General features: G+C 35.0%; 22 protein-coding genes. 15 read left to right on the top strand and 7 right to left on the bottom strand.

Annotated features, from left to right (window positions below; all coding sequences use genetic code 11):
* Window positions 1-139: 139 nt before the first annotated feature.
* Entirely contained in the window at window positions 140-1,258 is a 1,119-nt protein-coding gene (locus FTU91_RS09395; RefSeq protein ID WP_086197637.1) for a Fic family protein, read from the bottom strand.
* Between the two features lie 264 nt (window positions 1,259-1,522).
* Between FTU91_RS09395 and FTU91_RS09390 the strand changes: the two genes are divergently transcribed.
* Together FTU91_RS09390 and FTU91_RS09385 are read left to right on the top strand one after the other, a co-directional pair.
* Window positions 1,523-1,813 (top strand): type II toxin-antitoxin system RelB/DinJ family antitoxin, encoded by a 291-nt coding sequence (locus FTU91_RS09390; RefSeq protein WP_180081987.1) that lies wholly within the window; start codon window positions 1,523-1,525, stop codon window positions 1,811-1,813.
* Complete coding sequence (locus FTU91_RS09385; protein WP_180081985.1) at window positions 1,806-2,087, top strand: type II toxin-antitoxin system YafQ family toxin; 282 nt, start codon at window positions 1,806-1,808, stop codon at window positions 2,085-2,087. The genes FTU91_RS09390 and FTU91_RS09385 overlap by 8 nt, the downstream gene beginning before the upstream one ends.
* A 129-nt stretch (window positions 2,088-2,216) precedes the next feature.
* On the opposite strand, the gene FTU91_RS09380 is transcribed toward FTU91_RS09385, so the two are convergent.
* The 3 genes from FTU91_RS09380 to FTU91_RS09370 form a co-directional block, all read right to left on the bottom strand.
* Window positions 2,217-4,739, bottom strand: coding sequence for a mobilization protein (locus FTU91_RS09380; protein WP_180081983.1), 2,523 nt, complete (start codon window positions 4,737-4,739; stop codon window positions 2,217-2,219).
* Complete coding sequence (gene mobC, locus FTU91_RS09375) at window positions 4,729-5,217, bottom strand: plasmid mobilization relaxosome protein MobC (RefSeq protein WP_180081981.1); 489 nt, start codon at window positions 5,215-5,217, stop codon at window positions 4,729-4,731. The genes FTU91_RS09380 and mobC overlap by 11 nt, the downstream gene beginning before the upstream one ends.
* 207 nt (window positions 5,218-5,424) lie before the next feature.
* On the bottom strand, window positions 5,425-6,444 hold the full coding sequence (locus FTU91_RS09370) for a replication initiation protein (RefSeq protein ID WP_180081979.1): 1,020 nt from the start codon (window positions 6,442-6,444) through the stop codon (window positions 5,425-5,427).
* Between the two features lie 671 nt (window positions 6,445-7,115).
* On the opposite strand from FTU91_RS09370, the gene FTU91_RS09365 reads away from it, so the two are divergent.
* The 3 genes from FTU91_RS09365 (at window position 7,116) to FTU91_RS09355 (ending at window position 8,329) form a co-directional block, all read left to right on the top strand.
* A complete protein-coding gene (locus tag FTU91_RS09365; protein WP_000537572.1) occupies window positions 7,116-7,643 on the top strand; it encodes a plasmid pRiA4b ORF-3 family protein in 528 nt (175 codons plus the stop codon).
* Between the two features lie 105 nt (window positions 7,644-7,748).
* Window positions 7,749-7,997: a type II toxin-antitoxin system HicA family toxin gene (locus tag FTU91_RS09360; protein ID WP_044425274.1), complete on the top strand. Its 249-nt coding sequence runs from the start codon at window positions 7,749-7,751 to the stop codon at window positions 7,995-7,997.
* On the top strand, window positions 7,994-8,329 hold the full coding sequence (locus FTU91_RS09355; protein ID WP_035270373.1) for a type II toxin-antitoxin system HicB family antitoxin: 336 nt from the start codon (window positions 7,994-7,996) through the stop codon (window positions 8,327-8,329). Before FTU91_RS09360 ends, FTU91_RS09355 begins: the two co-directional genes overlap by 4 nt.
* A 125-nt stretch (window positions 8,330-8,454) precedes the next feature.
* Here the strand turns inward: FTU91_RS09355 and FTU91_RS09350 are convergent, their stop codons facing one another.
* On the bottom strand, window positions 8,455-9,738 hold the full coding sequence (locus FTU91_RS09350) for a hypothetical protein (RefSeq protein ID WP_180081978.1): 1,284 nt from the start codon (window positions 9,736-9,738) through the stop codon (window positions 8,455-8,457).
* A gap of 618 nt (window positions 9,739-10,356) precedes the next feature.
* Between FTU91_RS09350 and FTU91_RS09345 the strand changes: the two genes are divergently transcribed.
* The 3 genes from FTU91_RS09345 to FTU91_RS09335 all read left to right on the top strand — a co-directional run bounded on the left by FTU91_RS09345 (window position 10,357) and on the right by FTU91_RS09335 (window position 12,141).
* The gene (locus tag FTU91_RS09345; RefSeq protein WP_180081976.1) at window positions 10,357-10,713 is read left to right on the top strand and encodes a type II toxin-antitoxin system RelE/ParE family toxin; all 357 of its coding nucleotides are present in this window, start codon (window positions 10,357-10,359) and stop codon (window positions 10,711-10,713) included.
* Window positions 10,706-11,008, top strand: coding sequence for a helix-turn-helix domain-containing protein (locus FTU91_RS09340; protein ID WP_180081974.1), 303 nt, complete (start codon window positions 10,706-10,708; stop codon window positions 11,006-11,008). Before FTU91_RS09345 ends, FTU91_RS09340 begins: the two co-directional genes overlap by 8 nt.
* 218 nt (window positions 11,009-11,226) lie before the next feature.
* The gene (locus tag FTU91_RS09335; protein WP_180081972.1) at window positions 11,227-12,141 is read left to right on the top strand and encodes a site-specific DNA-methyltransferase; all 915 of its coding nucleotides are present in this window, start codon (window positions 11,227-11,229) and stop codon (window positions 12,139-12,141) included.
* Here the strand turns inward: FTU91_RS09335 and FTU91_RS09330 are convergent.
* Window positions 12,138-12,350: a helix-turn-helix domain-containing protein gene (locus FTU91_RS09330; protein ID WP_180081970.1), complete on the bottom strand. Its 213-nt coding sequence runs from the start codon at window positions 12,348-12,350 to the stop codon at window positions 12,138-12,140. The two genes, FTU91_RS09335 and FTU91_RS09330, sit on opposite strands and share 4 nt — an antisense overlap.
* Before the next feature lie 115 nt (window positions 12,351-12,465).
* On the opposite strand from FTU91_RS09330, the gene FTU91_RS09325 reads away from it, so the two are divergent.
* The 4 genes from FTU91_RS09325 (at window position 12,466) to FTU91_RS09310 (ending at window position 15,763) form a co-directional block, all read left to right on the top strand.
* Window positions 12,466-13,449, top strand: a complete 984-nt coding sequence (locus FTU91_RS09325) for a MamI family restriction endonuclease (RefSeq protein WP_180081968.1) — start codon at window positions 12,466-12,468, stop codon at window positions 13,447-13,449.
* Between the two features lie 16 nt (window positions 13,450-13,465).
* Window positions 13,466-13,756, top strand: coding sequence for a hypothetical protein (locus tag FTU91_RS09320; RefSeq protein WP_180081966.1), 291 nt, complete (start codon window positions 13,466-13,468; stop codon window positions 13,754-13,756).
* Between the two features lie 479 nt (window positions 13,757-14,235).
* Window positions 14,236-14,424 carry a hypothetical protein gene (locus tag FTU91_RS09315; protein ID WP_147433948.1) on the top strand — a complete coding sequence of 63 codons (189 nt, stop codon included), beginning with the start codon at window positions 14,236-14,238 and terminating at the stop codon, window positions 14,422-14,424.
* 322 nt (window positions 14,425-14,746) lie between these two features.
* On the top strand, window positions 14,747-15,763 hold the full coding sequence (locus FTU91_RS09310; protein WP_121523916.1) for a replication initiation protein: 1,017 nt from the start codon (window positions 14,747-14,749) through the stop codon (window positions 15,761-15,763).
* Window positions 15,764-15,827: 64 nt separating this feature from the next.
* Here FTU91_RS09310 and FTU91_RS09305 read toward each other — a convergent pair whose 3' ends face one another.
* Window positions 15,828-16,271, bottom strand: a complete 444-nt coding sequence (locus FTU91_RS09305) for a hypothetical protein (RefSeq protein ID WP_180081964.1) — start codon at window positions 16,269-16,271, stop codon at window positions 15,828-15,830.
* A 379-nt stretch (window positions 16,272-16,650) separates the two neighbouring features.
* Between FTU91_RS09305 and FTU91_RS09300 the strand changes: the two genes are divergently transcribed.
* Genes FTU91_RS09300 through FTU91_RS09290 form a run of 3 tightly spaced genes read left to right on the top strand, consistent with a single transcriptional unit; the run spans window position 16,651 to window position 19,715 of the window.
* Complete coding sequence (locus tag FTU91_RS09300; protein WP_180081962.1) at window positions 16,651-17,943, top strand: MobA/MobL family protein; 1,293 nt, start codon at window positions 16,651-16,653, stop codon at window positions 17,941-17,943.
* A 23-nt stretch (window positions 17,944-17,966) separates the two neighbouring features.
* Window positions 17,967-19,109, top strand: a complete 1,143-nt coding sequence (locus tag FTU91_RS09295; protein ID WP_180081960.1) for a hypothetical protein — start codon at window positions 17,967-17,969, stop codon at window positions 19,107-19,109.
* 54 nt (window positions 19,110-19,163) lie between these two features.
* Window positions 19,164-19,715: a plasmid replication DNA-binding protein gene (locus FTU91_RS09290; protein WP_121523924.1), complete on the top strand. Its 552-nt coding sequence runs from the start codon at window positions 19,164-19,166 to the stop codon at window positions 19,713-19,715.
* Window positions 19,716-19,993 lie beyond the last annotated feature (278 nt).

The raw sequence follows: 19,993 nt of genomic DNA, 5'->3' as shown, positions 1-19,993 counted from the left end.
TCGTCAGGAACAGGAAGTTCCTTAGAATTAAAAAATGAGCACCAGGATGGCGCTATATAAGATACGTAAGAGTACAGAGACCGAATGTTCCAATAAAAAACCCCGGCAGGATGCTGGGGTTTTTTATTACTTAGAATATCTATAACTGAGTATTGATCTGATAGCGTGTATTACGTCCACCACCTTCTAATTTGACGATACATTTTTTCTCAAGTAAATCTGATAAATGGCGAGTAGCTGTTGCTTTACTGACTTTAGCAACCTTTTGATATTGTGACGCACTGATACCATGTTCAAAGCCATTCTCGCCACCGTCTAATAAACGATTTAGGACTTTGCGTTGTTCTTCACTCAGGGCTAAATTTGAATACTTATGCCAAAATTGACTTTTAAATAATGTTCGATTGATCTGTGCTAAGGTTTTTTCAAGGCTATCATTCAATGTATCTAGAAACCAAACTAGCCAATCTGTGATATCAGAATCATTTTTTTGAGTTTGTTCTAATATCTCATAGTAACTTTTACGTTTATTTAATATCGCAGTAGACATTGCATACAAACGGATACTCTGTTCATCCATTTGAGCTAAAGCAAGGTCTGTAAGGGTACGTGTAATACGTCCATTACCATCATCAAAAGGATGTAGGGTAACAAACCATAAATGGGTAATGCCTGCACGTAACAGAGGATCAAGCAATGAATCATTCAGACTTTGATTAAACCACGCTATGAATGTATTTAAGCGTTCTTCTAAGCCTTCTCTTGGCGGTGCTTCAAAATGTACTTTTGGATAATCCAATCGACCTGAAACGACCTGCATAGGCTCTGATCCCCGAAGTTGACCAATGCGTAAACGTTGCATTGTCCAATCCGGATCATTGAAAAGCCAACGATGCCATTGCATGAGACGCTCAACAGTCAGTGGTTGCTTAACATCGTTAAGTGCATCTAGCATGATATTGGCTAAGCCTTCTGATCGATCTGAGCTTGGATAAGGCTGTTCAAGCGTAACACCCAAGCGTTGAGCTAGAGATGATCGCAATGAAAAAACATTGATGGTTTCATTTTCAATTGCTGATGAAGCAACAAGATTGGCCAGAAGAGTATCTAGAGTGAATTGTTCTTTTGCTAAATCATGCTGACTTTGTCCAAGAAGAATCCCTATTTTTTGATGTATCTGTCTGGTTTTAGGCAAGATAATTGAATCTTGCCATGTGAAATTTGTCCAGTTTTGTATTTGCCAAATCCATTCCTGCATTTTCAATCTTTCTCTGAAAATCTAAGATGAGTTGAATATAGCATATATTCGACTCAAGTAATGAGCCGAATATATTGGTTAATTAGCTCATCTATTTATCTAGGATACTGGGAGCAGTCTAATAAAATGGCTACTTAACATAAAATCTCTTATGCGAAATTTAGTTGTTAGAACTAATTCTTACAATAATCTGAGTGATTTTAATTTTTTTTGGCGTACATTAAGTTTACAATAGTATATGTTTTGTAAAACATAGGTGATGATATGACGACAACAAATTTTAATCTTCGACTTGAGCAAGATTTGCGTGATCGAGCATTTCCAGTGTTTGAACGTTATGGGCTGAGTGCATCACAAGCCTTTAAATTGTTTTTAACACAAGTTGCAGAAACTAATAAAATCCCTTTGTCTTTTGATTATGCAGATGCTGAGAATGTGCCGAATAGTGTCACTAAAAAAGCATTGAATGAAGCAAAGAATAGAACTGATTTTTCAGATGCTTATGAAACACCTGAAGAATTTATGAAAGCAATGCAAGAATTAGCCAATGCGTAAAATATTAGCTGAAAGCCAATTTAAGCGAGATATTAAAAAGCAGTTTTTAGAACTAATTACACCTGCATGGGCAGAAGTTCTACATTGCCTTTGTAATGATATAACTTTGCCTGAAAAATATTGTGATCATGGTCTTACGGGTGAATGGGATGGTTTTAGAGACTGTCATATTAAACCTGATTTAGTATTGATCTATGCCAAACAAGAAGATTACTTGCAGTTGGTACGAATTGGCAGTCACTCTGAATTGTTTGGAAAGCGTAGAAATAAATAGTGAAAAACTAATGTGTTTAGGCGTTTAACCTATCTTAGCTCGATGCTTTGAAATATGGCTTTAGCCATTTTTCAAAGTCGGGCAAGAGATGATAGATATTTGTTCAGTAAATCATTGTTGATATTTATACTAAAAATTTAAATCTAAATCATTGTTTGGCTGTGGTTTGTGATCTTGTTCATAGATCTGTTGAGAAATATTGCGTTTAGGGGATGGGTTTTTGATCTCGTGAATATGACTATTGATACTCTCAAAACTCTTTAAACACGCTTGATATGATTCTCTTTGGTGTTTCAAATGGTCGTTTTGAGGCTCTAAAATCTTCTCACATTGCAGATATTTCAGCATTTGATTGTCGTTTTTGATCATTTTCTCAAATTTATCGTATTCCCATTCGTGGATATTTGAACGTGCACGGCTAATGTACGTTTCTAAATTTTTAGATTTTTTCTGTATATAATCAATTAACTGTAGTGGTTTTTTGTTGTTATAGGCTTCCTGTTGCTTGTTGCATAGTTCTTTGTGATAACCAACGTAATCGGGGTAATAACCGTCACTTCGCAAATAACTGAAATTCGTAGCCGGTTTTGGCTTGAGTCGAATTTCCGCTACTGTGGTTTCTAGTCGTTCAAGTTGTTGATTAACGCTATTAATCTTTCTACAGTTTCCCCAAGCGTATTGATCTGCTCGCTTTGCATCTCCAAATCTTCGTAAAAGTTGGTTGGTACTTTCAATTGCAAGATTTTCGAGAGTGCCTTCTCGATGTCTGTCTGCTGTGTGCCAATGGTCATTTGAATCGGTTTTAACTCGACCTTCACCAAGTCGCTGACAGCGATGTTTAAATCCAGTTGATTCAATGCTCTCGCTAATTGCGTTTGTAATTGGGTCTTCAAGTTTTCCTGAAATGTTTGCTGTAACTGCTCCGAAAAGTTGCCCTGCTCGATTTTGGATAGCTCGATTTTGAGTGCCGAGATCAAGGCTTGTTGTGCCTGTTTCTCCGATTGCAAAATGCTGATTTTGTCCTGTAATTCTTGCTCTACTTCGCTGTAGCCGGTCAAGATGGTCTTTAATGAATCGACTTGTTGACTCAAAACCTTGTTTTGCTCTGCTAACAAGCTGTTTTGTTGCATCAATAAGCTGTTTTGCTCTGTCAAAAATTGGTCGATTTCGGTCTGCATGATCTAGTTCCGTATTTGTTTCAAGTAGTTGATCTGATTGGTAATCACCTGTGAATTCTGTTGAATCATTTGCTTTTGAGCTTCGATTGTTTTTAGGTTGGTTCGAGCTTGAAAGGCGAAATAAAAACTGATTAAAAGCATCAACGCTGTAAATATCACTATCGCCAGCAGTCCGTGAAATGCTCTCTGGCTGTTCAGTTTTTCTGTTAAAAGATTCTGGAATTGACTCGCTATTTGCTCTTTCTGTCCCTCTATCGTTTGCTGTACTTGGGTTTGAATGCTCTTTTGTAGACTCTGCTTGTCGATTGAAAGGCTCTGAAATTGGCTGTTGATGTGGTTCTGTAGAGCCTGAATTGATATTGAAAACGAATCTATGCTCGATTTCACTTTTGAGATTTCCGATAGGTCTATATTCGCTAACTGCGTTTGCAGTGCGTCTATTTGCTCCGTATAGCTCGCTGTTAGCGATTTTATGACTTGGGGTGATAGATTCCCTATTTCGATCAAAATCGCTCTGAGATGCGATTTTATGGCCGATGTTGTCTGCTGTACTTCTTTTAAAAGTATAGTGCTGTTGGTGATAGGTCTCTCGCTTTGCTCGATAGTCATCTCGAACGTTTTCAGCGTTTCGGAGAGCTGTTGCAAGCTCTGCTGTAGTTGGTCGGCTTTCTGCTGCTGCTCTGAGATGCTCTGAATAAGCGTTAATTTCGAATTGTTCATGATAAAAATCGCCTGGGAGTCTGTGTTTTTTGCCATTGTTGAGAGTGACAGTTACGGTTTGCTTGGCTCTGACTGAAGCCACGCCCTCAAGTTGCTCGATACAACTAACAATTTCGGCTCTATTTTTTACTACTTGTGTTTTTAAAAGGGTTTTGACGTAATTATCTATTGCCTTGCAAAACTGTGATTTTTTCAGGTTCGTGAGATCTTGTTCATTAAGAATCTTTTTTGCTTGAGCATTCAGCTTGGCAATGTGATTCGGCTCTTGTGTTGTTTGGCTATTAAGTAAGTCATCAGGACGTGACCACTGATATTTTGTGTTGAAATAATCACGTAAAGAGTCGAAATGTTTCTCATGACCGGGTGGGGCTATATTGAGTGATTTACCACTTTGAATATCTAGGCGTGGGGCTAAAACGTGAATATGCTTTGAGCCGTCATCGTCTGTGTGAAGCACGGCAAAAAGGTGGTACTGCGATTGCTCTAGTCCCGAAAAAGCATGCTTTTCAAACTCGTCTAAGACCTCTTTTATTTGTTCATCTGTCGGACTGTCTTCTTTTGACCATGCGATCACGCCACTGGTGTACTTCCACAAGTGTGGACTTGAGTCACAGATGGCGTTAAATGTAGTCGCATCACCACGCAAAACATCAACCCCTGCACGAATATTGCCAAGATGATCGAACTTATCTAAAACATACGCTGAAGCGTGTGCGGCCGATCCTTTGCCGTGATCTAAAAATTTAATATGCACTCTCGTCGTCCTCCGCCAATTGGATTGAAGACAATTGTTTTTTAAGCCGTTCAGGACTTTGTCTGCTGATTTTCGGAAGTGTAGGGAATACGTGTTCTAATTCGGTTTGAATGCCTTTTAAAACTAAAAAAATGCTGAAAATATCTAACTTGCGTTGCTCTTGCGGATCAGCATTTTTGATGATGTTCAATGCTCGTGCAATTTGGTTTAAGTTGTTCCCGATTTTGGAAAGCTCAAGCAATAAAGCAGGGTCAGTTTTTTGGTAGCGTTTGACGACTTCGATCACGGTTTTAACTTTGAGCCTAGGCTTCTTTTGTTCTTCTTTGGGCTGTTTAACCGTGATGGCATCTTGCATAACTTCACGTTGAATCAGGGAATGAATAAAGTCTGTAAAAGTTGTGCCTTCCTTTTCGAGGTGCTTCTCCAGTTGCTCTAGCTGTAGCTCGGTGAGTCTAAAAATTTTACTTTTACTTCGCATATACACATCCCACTAACAGGCTTTTGGTTTTGCTTTTAAGTCAACAAAGTTGACTTGCCCATCTGTGATGGGCCTGGGGTCTTAGGGGAATCCCCTAACAAGTCCCTGTATATCGAAATTCGCAGAATTTTGTATATACAGGTAGGCTTGCTTAACTCATTTAAATATAAAATCATGATAGCACGAAATTAAAAAAACAGCCTATTTCTACTCGATAACTACGCCCATTTCTTGGAGTTTTGATTCCCAAATTTCGACTATATCTTCGCTTGTGATTTCTGTTTTAATACGTTTTATCATGTCCATACCAGACTCACTACCCTGTTTAAAACGATCTGATAGCCCATTTCTCATTATTTCGCCTGTGATGCGGCTTACTCTATGCTCTAAATCGCTCAAATTTGCGTTTTTAGGATGTTTAGCTAAGTTAGCAGGGATTTCTACGGTTTTTTGCTTAGAGTCGCTAGAATCGCAGTTTTGTGACGTTTTATTTGATTTTTTCCCTTTGTCTGCTTTTAAGAATTTTTTATCTTGGAAACTTAGGACGATACTTGTGATCTTCCGTCCTGTTTTCTTGGTTTCAATTGTAAGCTTGTAAGGGCTGTATTGATTGATTTCCTTAGTTGCTTGGTCAATCACCCATCGTTTTAGATCCGCCCATACTGGATATTTATTCTGTAGCTGGAACATCCAGCGTAGATCCTCAAGACTAATCTCACGTTTTCCAGTGCTTCTATACTGCATCATCAGCTCATAAAAACGGATGGCATAAGTACTAGTCATGCCAACGATATCGGATTCTAGGTATTTTGTGAATTCGGTACTGAGATTAGATAAAAATGGCAGGATAGGGGCTGAAAAGCGAATGGAAAGCTCCCCTGACTTCGTTTCTCGCTTTTGTTGAATCCATCTGAAAGACGTTGATTCATCCATATCTCTAAGTACGATAGATCGATCATACAGGCGGTTTAGCGCTTCTTTTATGTTGGTGTAAAAAATATTGGCATCTCCGCCAAGCTTGACGACCGTTTCAATCGAAATTGGGTAAAGCACATCATCTGAGACTTCTTGCCCTTTTGGAATTTGAGCTATGACGCTGAGGATTAGCCGCTGTTCAAGCGTGGTCAGTGTGTAGGAGGCTTCGACCACTTGGTTTGATTTCACAACAAGATTATTTTTAGCCATCTTTTTAGCTTTAGATTTATTGAATACTATTGAGTCTTTCATATTGCTCCATAGTTGTCAATTATATGCAGATATCCCTCCATAGTTAGCAGATATCCCTCCATAGTTAAGCAGATATCCCTCCATAGTTAGCAGATATCCCTCCATAGTTAGCAGATATCCCTCCATAGTTAAGCTCTGAAACGCTTGCTATCAAAGGCTATAAAAGGACGTAAAAGTCTTTAAAAGTATTAAAATAATAAAAAGAAAATTTTTATGAAAATTGCCCTATGTTTTCGCTAAAGCTCAAACTTTTTTAACTCCACTTCGTTACGTCAGAGGGCAATTTTAGCAAATAGCATCTAAAATTTTAAAAAAGCAAAAGCTCCAAAGTTCGCACCCTTCGGGATGCTCTGTATCTTTCGTTATTAAGCTAAGGGGAGTGTGTAATCAGGGAAAAGGCAAGGCCGAAATTTTTATGATGCTCAATCGCTCGTAGACACTCGCTCGGTTCTGACTGGAATGATTAAAATATCTAATCAAAACCGTGGAACATTGTTCACTTATTAAGCGTGGAACGTGAAAAATCATAAAAAAAGCCCAACTTGGGGAAGATGGGCTATAAACTTTGAAATAAGTGTATGAATTTAAAGGTTAATTCTAACACGTTTCGTATAAGGTGTATTATGTTAATTTTAGATTTACTAAAACTATTTTTTGAGAACTAGGCTGTTATGGGAACTGTAAAGCTCAAATCTTCTGATGAAGTTTTTCAATTAAAAATTAGTCTGCTAGGTAGTGATCCTGAAATCTGGAGAACTATTCAAATTTCATCGGCAGCTACTTTATCTAGGCTCCATAAGGCAATTCAATCTGCTTTTGATTGGGAAGATAGCCATTTACATGAATTCACGACTATTAAGCATGAAAAGATCAATAAAAGACAAAAATTGAAAGAAGTTCTACGTGTAGGTAAAAAAATTATATATACATATGATTTTGGCGATTGTTGGGAACATTTGATTACTGTAGAAAGCAGACAATCTCCTGATTTAAATAAAAAATATCCATGTTGTATAGATGGTCAAAATCATGCTCCATTTGAAGATATTGGAGGAATTTTTGGATATCTTGATATTTTAGATGCATTACAAGACCCCAAACATCCAAGATATGACGATTACATGCAAATTATCGAGGATGAAATAGGAGAGATAGAGTTTGATCCGACCTACTTTAATTCACATGATATTAAGTTTTAAACCTGATTTAACATAAGGGCTGTTATACGAAATTGCAACTAAATATAGTTGCAATTATTATTTAAAAGTAACTATACTTAGTTGCAATAGCAGTAGGGCTGAAGTATGGGTAAAACGGAAAAGTTACTGGAAAAATTTGGAAATTCAAAAAATACATTTCCGTATAAAGATTTAGTCGTTTTACTGAATCAGCTCGGCTATGAAAAATTTGAAATGGCAGGCTCTCGTGTCCGTTTTTTTAATACGAAAACTGAACACATGATTTTACTGCACAGGCCACACCCTGAAAATGAAATCAAAGGTGGGGCTTTGAAATCTGTAAAACAGGCACTCAAGCAGGAGGGATTTTTATGAGCTATTTAAAATACAAAGGTTATCTAGGTACAATTGAACCTGATCTTGAAACAGGTGAGTTATTTGGAAAGCTTGCATTTATCCGTGATCTCATCACTTATGAAGCAGAAACATTAAAAACTCTTGAACAAGCTTTTCAGGAATCTGTCGATGGATATTTAGAGTCTTGTGCTGAATTAGGTAAAAAACCCGATCAGCCATTCAAAGGTACATTTAATGTCCGTATTAGTCCTGAGTTACACCGTAAAGCTGTTTTAGCATCAAGTGATAATTCTCTTAATGCTTTTGTAAGCGATGCGATTCAAGAGAAATTAATGCGTTTAGGTGCTTAATTTATTGAAGCCTAGATTGACATCTAAAAATTGAAAAAAATTAGTAAAAAAGGGAGCTTACAGCTCCCTTTTTTGATTTCGCATAAGGTGTATTATGTTAATTTTAGCGAAACTCAATAATAAAATTACTTCTTCTTAGGTTTCATACATGAAGATTTTGATAGGTTCACTGGCTGCTTTAAATTGTGTGCCTTAGCTCCCTGTTCTAAAAGATTCTGTAAACTTTTTTCAGAATTTTTAGGCTGTTTATTTTGAACATTCTTTTTACTCTGTGATGGCGATGCCTTTTTTTGAGCTTTTACTGGTTGCTCAACTTTATCTTGTTTACTTTTAGGATTATTGACTACGGCTGCCTTTAAAGACTTTAGCCATGAGTATGTATAAGAATCTAATTTTAATAAGTGCTCAATCATTTCATTCCGTTGAGCTTTATCCATTTTAGAAAGAATGCTTTTTAGATCGGCATTAATTGATTGTTTTGGTGCTCCACGTTCACTAGCTTTTTCATACCATTCATGTCCAAGTGTATATTGACGGGTCTCCATATAAATAGCGCCTAATAACGTACATGGACGATAATTATCAGGTGTTAAAGTATGAGCTTTAGAAGCATTATCAATCGCAACTTCAACTTTTCGAAGATCACGTCTAACACCGCCGAGGGTAGTGAAGTAAGCGGATAATAGTTTTTTGTCTTTTATGCCAGCAATCGAAATTTTTTCTAGCAATTCTTCTGCTTCAAGACTTGCCTGACACTTTCTTAATTGGCTACTCGCATTAATAGCATTCCAAATATTTTTCTTATTTTTTTCAAATTCTTGAAGATAATGATTAGCTTCTAAACGATGAAACTTATGACGAACCTTACTACTAAAGAACCTCTTTCCTATAGTATTTAACCAAACAGCTTCATCTTGGGAAAGCCTGATATCACCCTCTAATTTACTTAAAATTTCTGAAATTTCTTTCGGTAAAGTACCTGATATATATTCATTAATTTCATATTTTTTAAGTAATGCTTGTTCTTTTTGCTTTGCAATATATACAGGATCTGATTCAAGTAACTTTTGTTTTTTAATAGCTTCTTGTCTCAACTTTTCTTGACGAACTTTTTCTTCGGTGAATCTCTCTAATTCAACTTTATTTGCAGTCCTTTTGAGAAAACTTGGTAAAAATTGAGTTAAAGATCTTAGAAGGTACTCATTTATATAAGCTTGTTCAAAATTACTTAAACTTTTATTTTCCTTATATTTTTCTAAAATATCTTTCGATCTACCTGTTTGTAAAAGTTCTGACTTTGAAAGGTCTAAAAAATATTCTTGGCATAAGTTTAAAAGTTTATTCTCAAAAGTCTCTAAATCATTTTCAGGAACATCTGTCCGTAAAGGTAAAGTCTTTCCATCAATCATAATTAAAATTTTATTTAAATCAAAAAATTATAATAAGTATAAAGAAAAATAGATATTTTCACTCACTAAATTTCTCCCATTTAACATAATGGCGCTTATACGAAATGCAAAATAAATAGTTTTATATTTCAAAAAGTTATGCTATAAAAAATCGGGGGCGCAAACCCGAAAAGCCGACTTGGAAACAAGTCGGCTTTTTTATGAGCGGTTTTGATAGTTCTTGCCAATAATTTTGTTTAAAAAGTAGTCAATTTTGCGGTTTTTCCAATGTTCTCAACGTCCCAGGATCTAAAATTATCCCCATTTCCTGCGGATAAACCTGGGACAGTTTTTAATCATCTTTGTAAGCATTTACTTACGTCAATTTCGGTCCTTTGCTGCTATTCGGAATACTAGAATATTCATATGATTAATTCGTCAGGAACAGGAAGTTCCTTAGAATTAAAAAATGAGCACCAGGATGGCGCTATATAAGATACGTAAGAGTACAGAGACCGAATGTTCCAATAAAAAACCCCGGCAGGATGCTGGGGTTTTTTATTGCCTATCATTTCTCATTTGCAAAACAAGCATGATCCCCTATAAAATATAGACTATAATCTATATTTTGGTTGTGGTATGTGGACAGTCATTACGACAGATCTATTTAATGAATGGCTTGAACAGCAAGATGAATCGACACAAGAGAAAGTTTTAGCTGCCCTGGTTGTTCTACAGCAGCAGGGACCGAGTTTAGGCCGTCCTTTAGTAGATACTGTGTATGAGTCTAAATTTACCAATATGAAAGAACTGCGCGTTCAACATCGCGGTAGACCACTAAGAGCTTTCTTCGCATTTGATCCCTTACGACAGGCTATTGTTCTATGTATTGCTGATAAAGGCGGTAAAAAGCGTTTTTATAAAGACATGCTGGATATTGCAGATGAACAATACCAACTTCATCTCACCACCCTAGGAGATAAATCTAATGGCTAAGACTCTACAAGAATTGTTAGCTAGCCGCTCTCCAGAGAGCCAAGCCCGTATTCAAAAAATGGCAGATGAATTACTGCTAGAAAATCAGCTTCATCTTATTCGTGAAGAATTAGAGCTCTCTCAAAAAGAGCTTGCTGAAACTTTAGGAATAAAACAACCATCGCTTTCAGCAATAGAAAATCGTGGCAATGATTTGAAGATTTCGACCATGAAAAAGTATGTTGAGGCAATGGGTGGAAAGCTCCGTATTGATGTAGAGCTTCCGACAGGAAAACATATAGGATTCAATGTTTAACAATCAAAAATGGGAGCTATAGGCTCCCATTTTTGATTTCGTATAAGGTGTATTATGTTAATTTTAGAAAATCTAAATAGAATTATTTTTTTAAACAGATATAATCAGTCACGTTAAGAGTGATTTCATTCAAGATTGCTTTAAATAAAATAAAACCCTTTCATAAGGGTTTTATTTTATGTTAAAGTGTTACTTATAAGTTACAAACACTAGTTATTATGACGAATCAAATATTAAACGTAGACTGTCTGGATGGTTTTAAAGATGTTCCAGATGAATCTGTAGATCTAATTATTGCAGATCCTCCTTATTTCAAAGTAGTAGGAGAAAAATGGGACTACCTTTGGAGAACAGAAGAAGATTATATTGAGTGGTCAAAACTATGGTTCAAAGAAGCTAATAGGTGTTTAAGAAAAGGCGGAAGCTTTTATTTATTTGGATATTTTCGTTTACTTTCTTATCTGTTACCTCATTTAGAAAATCTAGGTTTAAAATTACGCCAACAGATTATTCTTAACAAAGGAATTCAAGCAGTTTCAGGAAGAGCAACTAAAAATTATAAAATGTTCCCCAATGTGACTGAAAGTATCCTATTCCTTTATAAGGATCCTAAGCCATTTGTTAGAGAACTATTAAAACAACATCAGAAAAAGAAAGGATTAAAATCAAAGGAAATCAATGAATTATTAGGCGTTAAATCTAATGGTGGAGGTATGTGGAGCATTTATACTGGTAAAAATATATGTGAACAATTACCAACTTTTGAATTATGGAATAAATTAGAAAATATCTTAGATTTTTCATATCCATATGAAAAACTATCTATCACTTTTAACGCCCAATTAGGCTTTACAGATGTATGGGATGATATTGATTTTTATAAAGAACGTAGAAGCCGCATTCATCCAACACAAAAACCTCTCGAACTTATTAATAGATTGGTTTTAGCTAGTAGTAACAAAAATGATTTAGTTTTAGATCCATTTATGGGTAGTGCTACAACAGCTATATCCTGCCTACAGAATGGACGAAACTATTTAGGTTTTGAGATGGACCCTGAATACTATCAAAAATCTCTTTTAAGGATCAAAGAACATACCGATATTAAAAATAGTATCTTTGAGCTTAATTAATGATTAAGTCCTTGAAAAAAATCATCATAATCCATGTCTAAAGCATGGATTATTTTGTCTAAGCTTTCCAAACTAATATTTCTATCTCCAGTTTCTACAGCAGCAAGATAACTACGATGTACCTTTGCTAATTTTGCTAATTCCACTTGAGTTAATTTTTTTCTCATTCGCAATATTTGGATACGAGATCCAATTGCCTTAGATAACATTTATATACAACCTAAATATGTTACTCTTAATAGTACAAGATGCTATCTTAAAAATATATACCAAAATTATTCTACTAAGATGTTGATATTCTTTTTTTTATTTATAGAATTCAATATGCAACCCAATACTCGCTTAATCCACATTCCAAATGGAATTGAACTTGTTCCCCAACTTCTTTCAAACTTATTTATTGAACCACGAAAAAAAGCCGTAGAGTGGTCTAGGATTACCCAACAAACACCAAATATGAAAGTTGGCTATCCTGGTCAGCATTTGGTTTCTTTAATTACAGGTATGCCTGGCGAAAGAACAGGAGCCAGAGGTAATGATCTAATCGATGGATCTGAAATAAAATCATGTTCTAGAGTTGATCAAGTAGATGAATGTTTAATATGTAAAAACAAAGTATTAAGAATAGAAAACTCTTGTAGTGTATGTGGTAGCTTAAATATAGATAGAAAAAATGACTCTAAGTGGCTGTTTACTATACGTTCTGAAAACGATTTAAAAGTACTAACAGAAGATGTAGACCGAATAGTATTAGTATTAGCCGACTATCCTTATTTTTCTCAAGGTATATTCGATGATATTCGTTTTCAAATTTTTGAAATATGGAATAACTCTCCTAGATGTTCCAAATTCAAACAACTTATGAAAAATTATTATGAAAATATTTATGGAACCCATAAAGCCAACAATGCTAATAAAACTCCTGCTCCAAAGAATTTTTGGCCTAATAGTTATCAATTTTATCTTTGTAATCCAATCAAAATATTTTCAGCAACAGTCACCAACTCTATAACTAACCCCCAAATTACGATTGATACATATATTCCACCAGATAAAGATAGATCAAATATGCCATCTTTATTGATGCCTATTGAGTTATTAAAGAAAAATGAGTTGATATATTTAGCTCAAAATGTTCCTGTAGATATATTAAAAAGTAATTTAATCTGTGGTTGTGGGGATCTACCCGAAGATCCATTAGAGATTTTAAAAAAATGTTCCACAATAAATGAACAAACGAGAGCCTTCTTACCATTAAGAGAGGACACAACCTTCGTAATACCAGATTATAATCGTAGAAGATATTAATTCGGTTACAGCATACATGACTAATTCAACTCAAATTAGCTTTAGAGTCGATGAAAAGCTACATACTCAAGCAAAGGAAATACTTACACCTAAAGGGGGAATTAGTAAGTATTTAAAGGAACAAGCTACTAGATTTGTTAAACATGAAATTTCTTTAACACCTCATCCAGAAAAAAGAATTTCTAAAGAGAAACGTGTTAGTTTAAAAATAGATGAAAATCTTTACGCTGCACTTCAGAAGCGATCTGTAGCTTTTGGCGGAGTGAGTGGGATCTTTCGAACTATTTTAGAAAATTCCGTAAATTAAAAAAAAGCCAGTATTAATTACTGGCTTTTTTAACATAAAATCTCTTATACGAAATTTGACTGTAAGCCCCAAATAAAAATGTCCATCTGAAAGTTCACTTGAAAAATAGGCTCTTATTTGCTCCCAATTCAACGATAGAACACTTATTGGTAACAGACATCATAAAAACATGAAATGATGGATAGAGCGTAAATAAGCGCAAAATAGAGCTATGTTTTACATTAACGTGAAATATAACCATCAAATAAACATGAAAAAGAAAATTTCTAATCAATCATAAAATTCAAAAAATAATGCTTAATTTTAAGAAAATTTAAACAATAACAGTTATTTATAGAGCGAGTGTCTACGAGCGAACTGATGAAATACGATTTTCGGCATGCTTTTTCTCTGATTACAAGCTTCCATCAACTTCACAATGAAAGTAACAGAGCATCCCGAAGGGTGCGAACTTCTAAGTTTTTGCTTTTAAAAATGCCATGAGCGAAGCGAATGCCATAATTTCTTTTTTCTTTTGGTTATCAGGTACAGCAGTTATAAAAATCGCCCCCGATGCTGTGAGCGTAAGCGAACAGCAATATAGTACGAGGCTTGCCGAGTACCAAGGGCGATTTTCTTTTTCTATTTTTAATCTTTTTAAAAGCTTTTATAAAGCTTTACAGCTTTAAAAAGCTTTAAAAAAGCTTTACAGGGTAGCTATAACGCTTGTAAACAGGGGCTTACAGCCTAATAAGTGGGGGTGGATTGTTAGGTTAGTGGGGGTGGATTGTTAGGTTAGTGGCTTTAAGTGGGGGTGGATTGTTAGGTTAGTGGGGGTGGATTGTTAGGTTAGTGGGGGTGGATTGTTAGGTTGGTGGGGGTGGATTGTTAGGTTAGTGGGGGTGGATTGTTAGGTTAGTTAGGCTAAAACTCAATCATCTTGACTTATCAAGTGGTGGTGATATTATCAATACAACCCCCACTTAAAAACTATAAACTTGAGAGTTTTCAATGCCTGCGTTAAAGAAGAAAATAATTAGCTTTGACGATGCTGATAAGAATTATTTTCCGTTATCAGCTCCAGATAAGCGTTATCCAGCAGAGTTAGCTGTTTTTCAAAATATTTTTTGGCAACTCAAGCATGAAAAGGCTCCTAAAGACGATGTTCTAAAAATTTTATTTTTATTTAGCCCAAAAGTACGTTTAGCTGAAGATCCACATGAAGGTATGGAATTTTGCATCACAGCAAAGGAATACGCTGAGTTAACAGGTTTAAAAGTTGATAGTACATACACAATATTAAACCGGGTTGTAGATGCCCTTTATGATCATAGTGTGGTCTTTTACCATTCTGAAAAAGATAGAGATATTAGAACTAGATTAATCAATTCATGCTCATATAAAGATGGTTGTTTTTATATATCATTTACACATTTTGCTCTTTACATCATGTATGTATTTAATCAGCAAAATTCATTCACAAAGTTTAAAGTAAAGTCAGCAATATCTCTAAGTGGACACGGTTTAAAACTTTATCCGTTTCTCATACAAAATGAGTTTCGCTATAATTTTGATGTTCAATTGAAAGAGCTAAAACTTGCTCTTGGACTCAATGGAGATTCATATCCAGAATATCGTGATTTTAAAACTACTATTCTCAAACCTCATATTGATTCTATCAATCAAAAAACTGAATTAACTGTTGAGTTTAAGGCCGTGAAAAAAGAAGGGCGAAAGGCAAGTCATGTTAATTTCACTGTGACAAAAAAACGAACAGTCAAAGCAGAAGAACCAAAGAAAAAAGTACCAGATGAACCACAAAATGAACAACCAAAAATTACAGCAACAATGGTCTATAAAGAAATTATTAAAAAACCTGAACTACTCCCACGTTTTCAAGAATCAGGTGAAGCAATAAATGAGATGATTGATCGAATAAAAAATGATTTTAAAAATGGTAATCAAGAGCGATGGATTAATAAGCTTCAAGAATTTGGAATAGCTTTTGAAGAACCTGTACCATTTTAATGATAAGAAAATTTGAGTGCAGCTTTAACAAAATATTTTGTTAAAGCTGCACTCAAGAATACTATCATTTTTTTAATTTTTCTCTACGTGCATCATCATTGTGTAAGTACAGTGCTTCTTTTAAATTATCAGAACCTTTGAAAATTTTATTCTGTTCACGCTTTGGAGCAGATGTTAGAACTTTTGTCAGTAACTCAATAAAATATGTTTGTTCCTGCTGATTCAAAACTTTATCGCTACTATCAAAAATTTGATTAATTATAGAATCAGCAATACCAAATTTTTGAGCATCTACAATTCTTTTTTCTGCTGGTGTCAGATCTGGAAGTATATCTTTAAATTTTTCGATTGCTTCACTTGCTAGTTTTTGAATATCAGCAAGAGATTTTTGAGCATCTTTTAACTGTTCTTTTGACAATTTACGACTTTCAATTTTACTGATTAATTCACTAACTTGCTTAGCATATTCTTTGCTGTCAAAAATTGGCGTATTGTCTTGTTCAGTCATTTTTTAAATACTCGCTAAAAATAAAAATATATAAGCACCACCAAAATAAAAAAACAAGGGCAAATTATCGCTTTTAAATTATTGAAGTATGAGAGCCGATGGGGGTTAAACTTTTTACACGACATTTCACAGTTAAAGAATTTTATGAAATAAAATTTTTGAACTGTAGAAATGACGAAGTAAAAAGCGCACTTTAACCCAAAATCGACATTCCGCTTCGCTACATATCAATTTTGAGTCGTGCGCCCCCCTCCAGCACTGGGCAGGGGGGAACTTTTAAGACGTTTCATGAGAAAGTAATTTATTGCACTTTGCACAATAATTATTTTCATGTAACGTCTTAAAAGTAAAGAAGCAAGAGCAACGGCAGGATAACAGTGTGTCTAGTAAAATCATTATTCGTAATCAGTATTCACACCGCATTTCTACTGTCAAAAAATCAAACGGTCACAGTATATTAAGAATAATTGCATATATTAATGCACGTAAATTATCGAACAATTTAACGGGAGATGAGCATAATTTTTCGCATAAATCTGGGATAATTGAAACCGGTTTTTATATGCCGAATGGCATTAAAACAGATATGACAGAAGAACAATTTTATAATCATATCGAGAATAATAGTCATGCTTCTACAAACATTATTGCTTACAGTTCTATTGCAGCTTTACCTCCTGAAATTTCAAAAGAAGAACAGCTAAAACTTGTTGAAGAATTTTGCAATATATTCACAGAACAGTACGGAACATCTATTAGTTTTGCGATACATGAAGCCGATAATTTAATGCGAAAAAAGGCTAAGTTAGCTGAAATTGAAAAGCATAATTTGCCTATCGAGGATGAAGATTTAAGACTACAAATCCAAAATAATCATGTTCATTTTGTGATTCCATATTGCAAAATTGAAGCCTTAACAGAGCAAGATTTAAAAGTAAAGCGTAAGAAAAAATCTTTTGCAGATACGTTTAAACTGGGTAGCCAAGTTAAAGATTTTAACCCCATAAAATATGGTTCAGAAATCAAAAAAGATAAGCCTGATTTAATGAATCTTGAGCAAAATTTTCTGCAATTTATGCGAGAAAAATTTTGTGTGAGTATTAATAATTCACTAGAAAAAAATAATCGAATTGAGCGTTATACGCATAAGTCATATAAAGACTTGGGCTTGCAAATTTCAGCGACAACCCATGAGGGTGAAATGGTGAAAAGCCGTGTTGCAAATGGCAAAAAGATGGACGTTCACGAATACAACAAACAGCAAAAATTAAAGCAACAAACAGAATCGGACTATCTAAATTTTATCAATGTGCCATTGCCTAAAGAGCTTGCATACAAAATTTTAAATGGTGAAAAACTTGCTGAAAAAGAGTTGCTAGATAGCTTAAAACCGCAACCCAAATCAGAACTTGAGCAAGCTCAAGACTTGCTTGATCAGATCAATAACGCACATCAGCTAATAGATAACAAACTTGCAGATCACGAGCATGAACCGCTCGATTTACGAGAAAAATTAGATCGTTTGAAAGAATCTACTTCCCCAGGTGCAACACCAACGGAACCTGAAACACTCAGTCAGAAATTGGAACGCTTGAAACAGAAGCAAGCTGAACAGCCAAAGCCGAAGGCAGAACCTAAAGATGACAACGACAACGATTATTCACCGTTTTAAAATTATTCAATGGGAGCAGTCACATGACTGACAACAGCGAAATTATTGATTTACTGACAGCCATTGTCAGCACAATTGAAAATCAAGACAAACAAGCTCAAACAGCAAAATTAGAGTTACTGGAGCAATTGAAAGTCATTGCTTCAAAGACAGATACAGTCAGTACAAACTTTCCGAAGCTAATTGAGACACTGTCCAATTTTGACAGTAAGATTGCATCAAGTTTTGATGATATTCAAAACGTCAGTAAGCAGTTAAATAGTGTTGTTCAGCAAATTTCAGTTGCTCAAAAAGCACTTGAAACAGTCCGTCTGCAAGCATCACATCTAAATATCGAACAGACGACCACACATATTAGAAATGCTGATGCACATGCTCGGCAGCTTACTGAACATTTAGAAAATAATAGTCAGCGTTATCAGAAAAATATGCGTGCTGCGACCAACATCGCAATTCAGCAAGTCGAAATTTTAAAAAATCAAGTGAGTACAATTTCAGACAATTTTTCGGACATTGTCTCGAATCGAATTTCAGAAGAAATTATTAACCAAGTGTCATCGAAACTTACTCAACAAATTTCAGATCAATTGAAATCTGAAATAGAAGTAAGTGCGAAAGATACCGCTGAAAAGCTTGCTAGCTCTACATTTAATAAATTAGATTCTACTTTTAATAAAGCAGAACAACGGTTGAAAGAAAACTCCACTGCTTTTCATAATCAAATTATCACAACATATAATGCTGATCTTAAAACAGTGAAAGAGATCAGCACTGAATTACAAGCGACAGCACAAAGATCCGCTGAACTATACCAACAGCGTGAAAAAGCATATCAAGATCATGTTTTAGAAGAAAAGAAGGAACTGAAGTTAAGCTTTCTAAAAAAATTAGCTATCGGCTGGGCAATAGTTACTATCACAGGTCTAACTTTCGGCCTTCTGAGCCAAACAATGGTCGAATCTGGAATCGAGAAAGCATTAAATTACAGAATGATAGAAGCTAGGCTTAAAGGTCTTGGTCTGCAAATGTTATCGCCAGATCTATGCAAAAATTACATTCCTAAACAACCTTTTTCGCAGATCCCGGCAATCCAAACTTGTTTCCAGTTTAGAAATTCCCAGAAGATTCAAACTCAATATGGTGAATTACACGTAATTTATAAATGAAAAAATCAGCTATGATGAATCATTATTCATAGCTATAAAACCAATCAAATAACAATGCCTAAATTTACCGTTGCTGAGTTAGCTAAAAAGTATGGAATTGCTCGTACATCAATCTATGATCGTATGAAGAATGGTTCTATCAGTTATGAAATTGATGCTAAGAATCGAAAAGTCATTGATTTTAGTGAAATGCAACGTGTTTACGGCACACCTGACAGTAAGGCTTACAGTCAGCCTGACAGTACGCAAACTGACAGCACTACAATAGAACTGTACAAGCAACTAATCGAAGAATTACGGCACGATAAGTCAGTTTCTGAAGAACGTGAAAGACGTATGTACAAAGAGATTGAGCAACTTAAAGATAAAATTGACAATCTAACATTAGCACTTGGCTATACACCTAAAAATATTCAGCCTGACAGTCAGGCTTACAGTACAAATGAACAAATCCGTACAACTACAGACTTACAAGAAACTGTACAACCAGAACAAGTTACCCCAATAGAAAATAAACCTATTCAGCAAACATCTACGATAACACCAGAACCTAAAAAACGCGGTCTATTTGGTCGAGTACTGAAAGCAGTTTTGAATGATGATTAATGCTTGATTGTTCACCTGGGCTTATTAAAACCGTGGAACATTGATCAAATATTAGGCGTGGAACGTGAAAAATCATAAAAAAAGCCCGGTCATGGAAACTCGGGCTATCAACTAGGAACTACAGCGTTGAATTATAAGGATAATTATAACTCATTTCGTATAAGGTGTATTATGTTAATTTTAGAAAATCTTCACTACTATTATTTTAAAATAAGCCTTATATCCAAGCATAAAACAAGGTTGTCTAGACTTCTTTTAACAGTAAAGTTATCATAAAA

This window comes from Acinetobacter sp. YH12201, from assembly GCF_013418145.1.
GTDB lineage: Bacteria > Pseudomonadota > Gammaproteobacteria > Pseudomonadales > Moraxellaceae > Acinetobacter.
The sequence above is the reverse complement of the archived record's forward strand: the minus strand, read 5'-3'. Positions and strand labels throughout refer to the sequence as shown.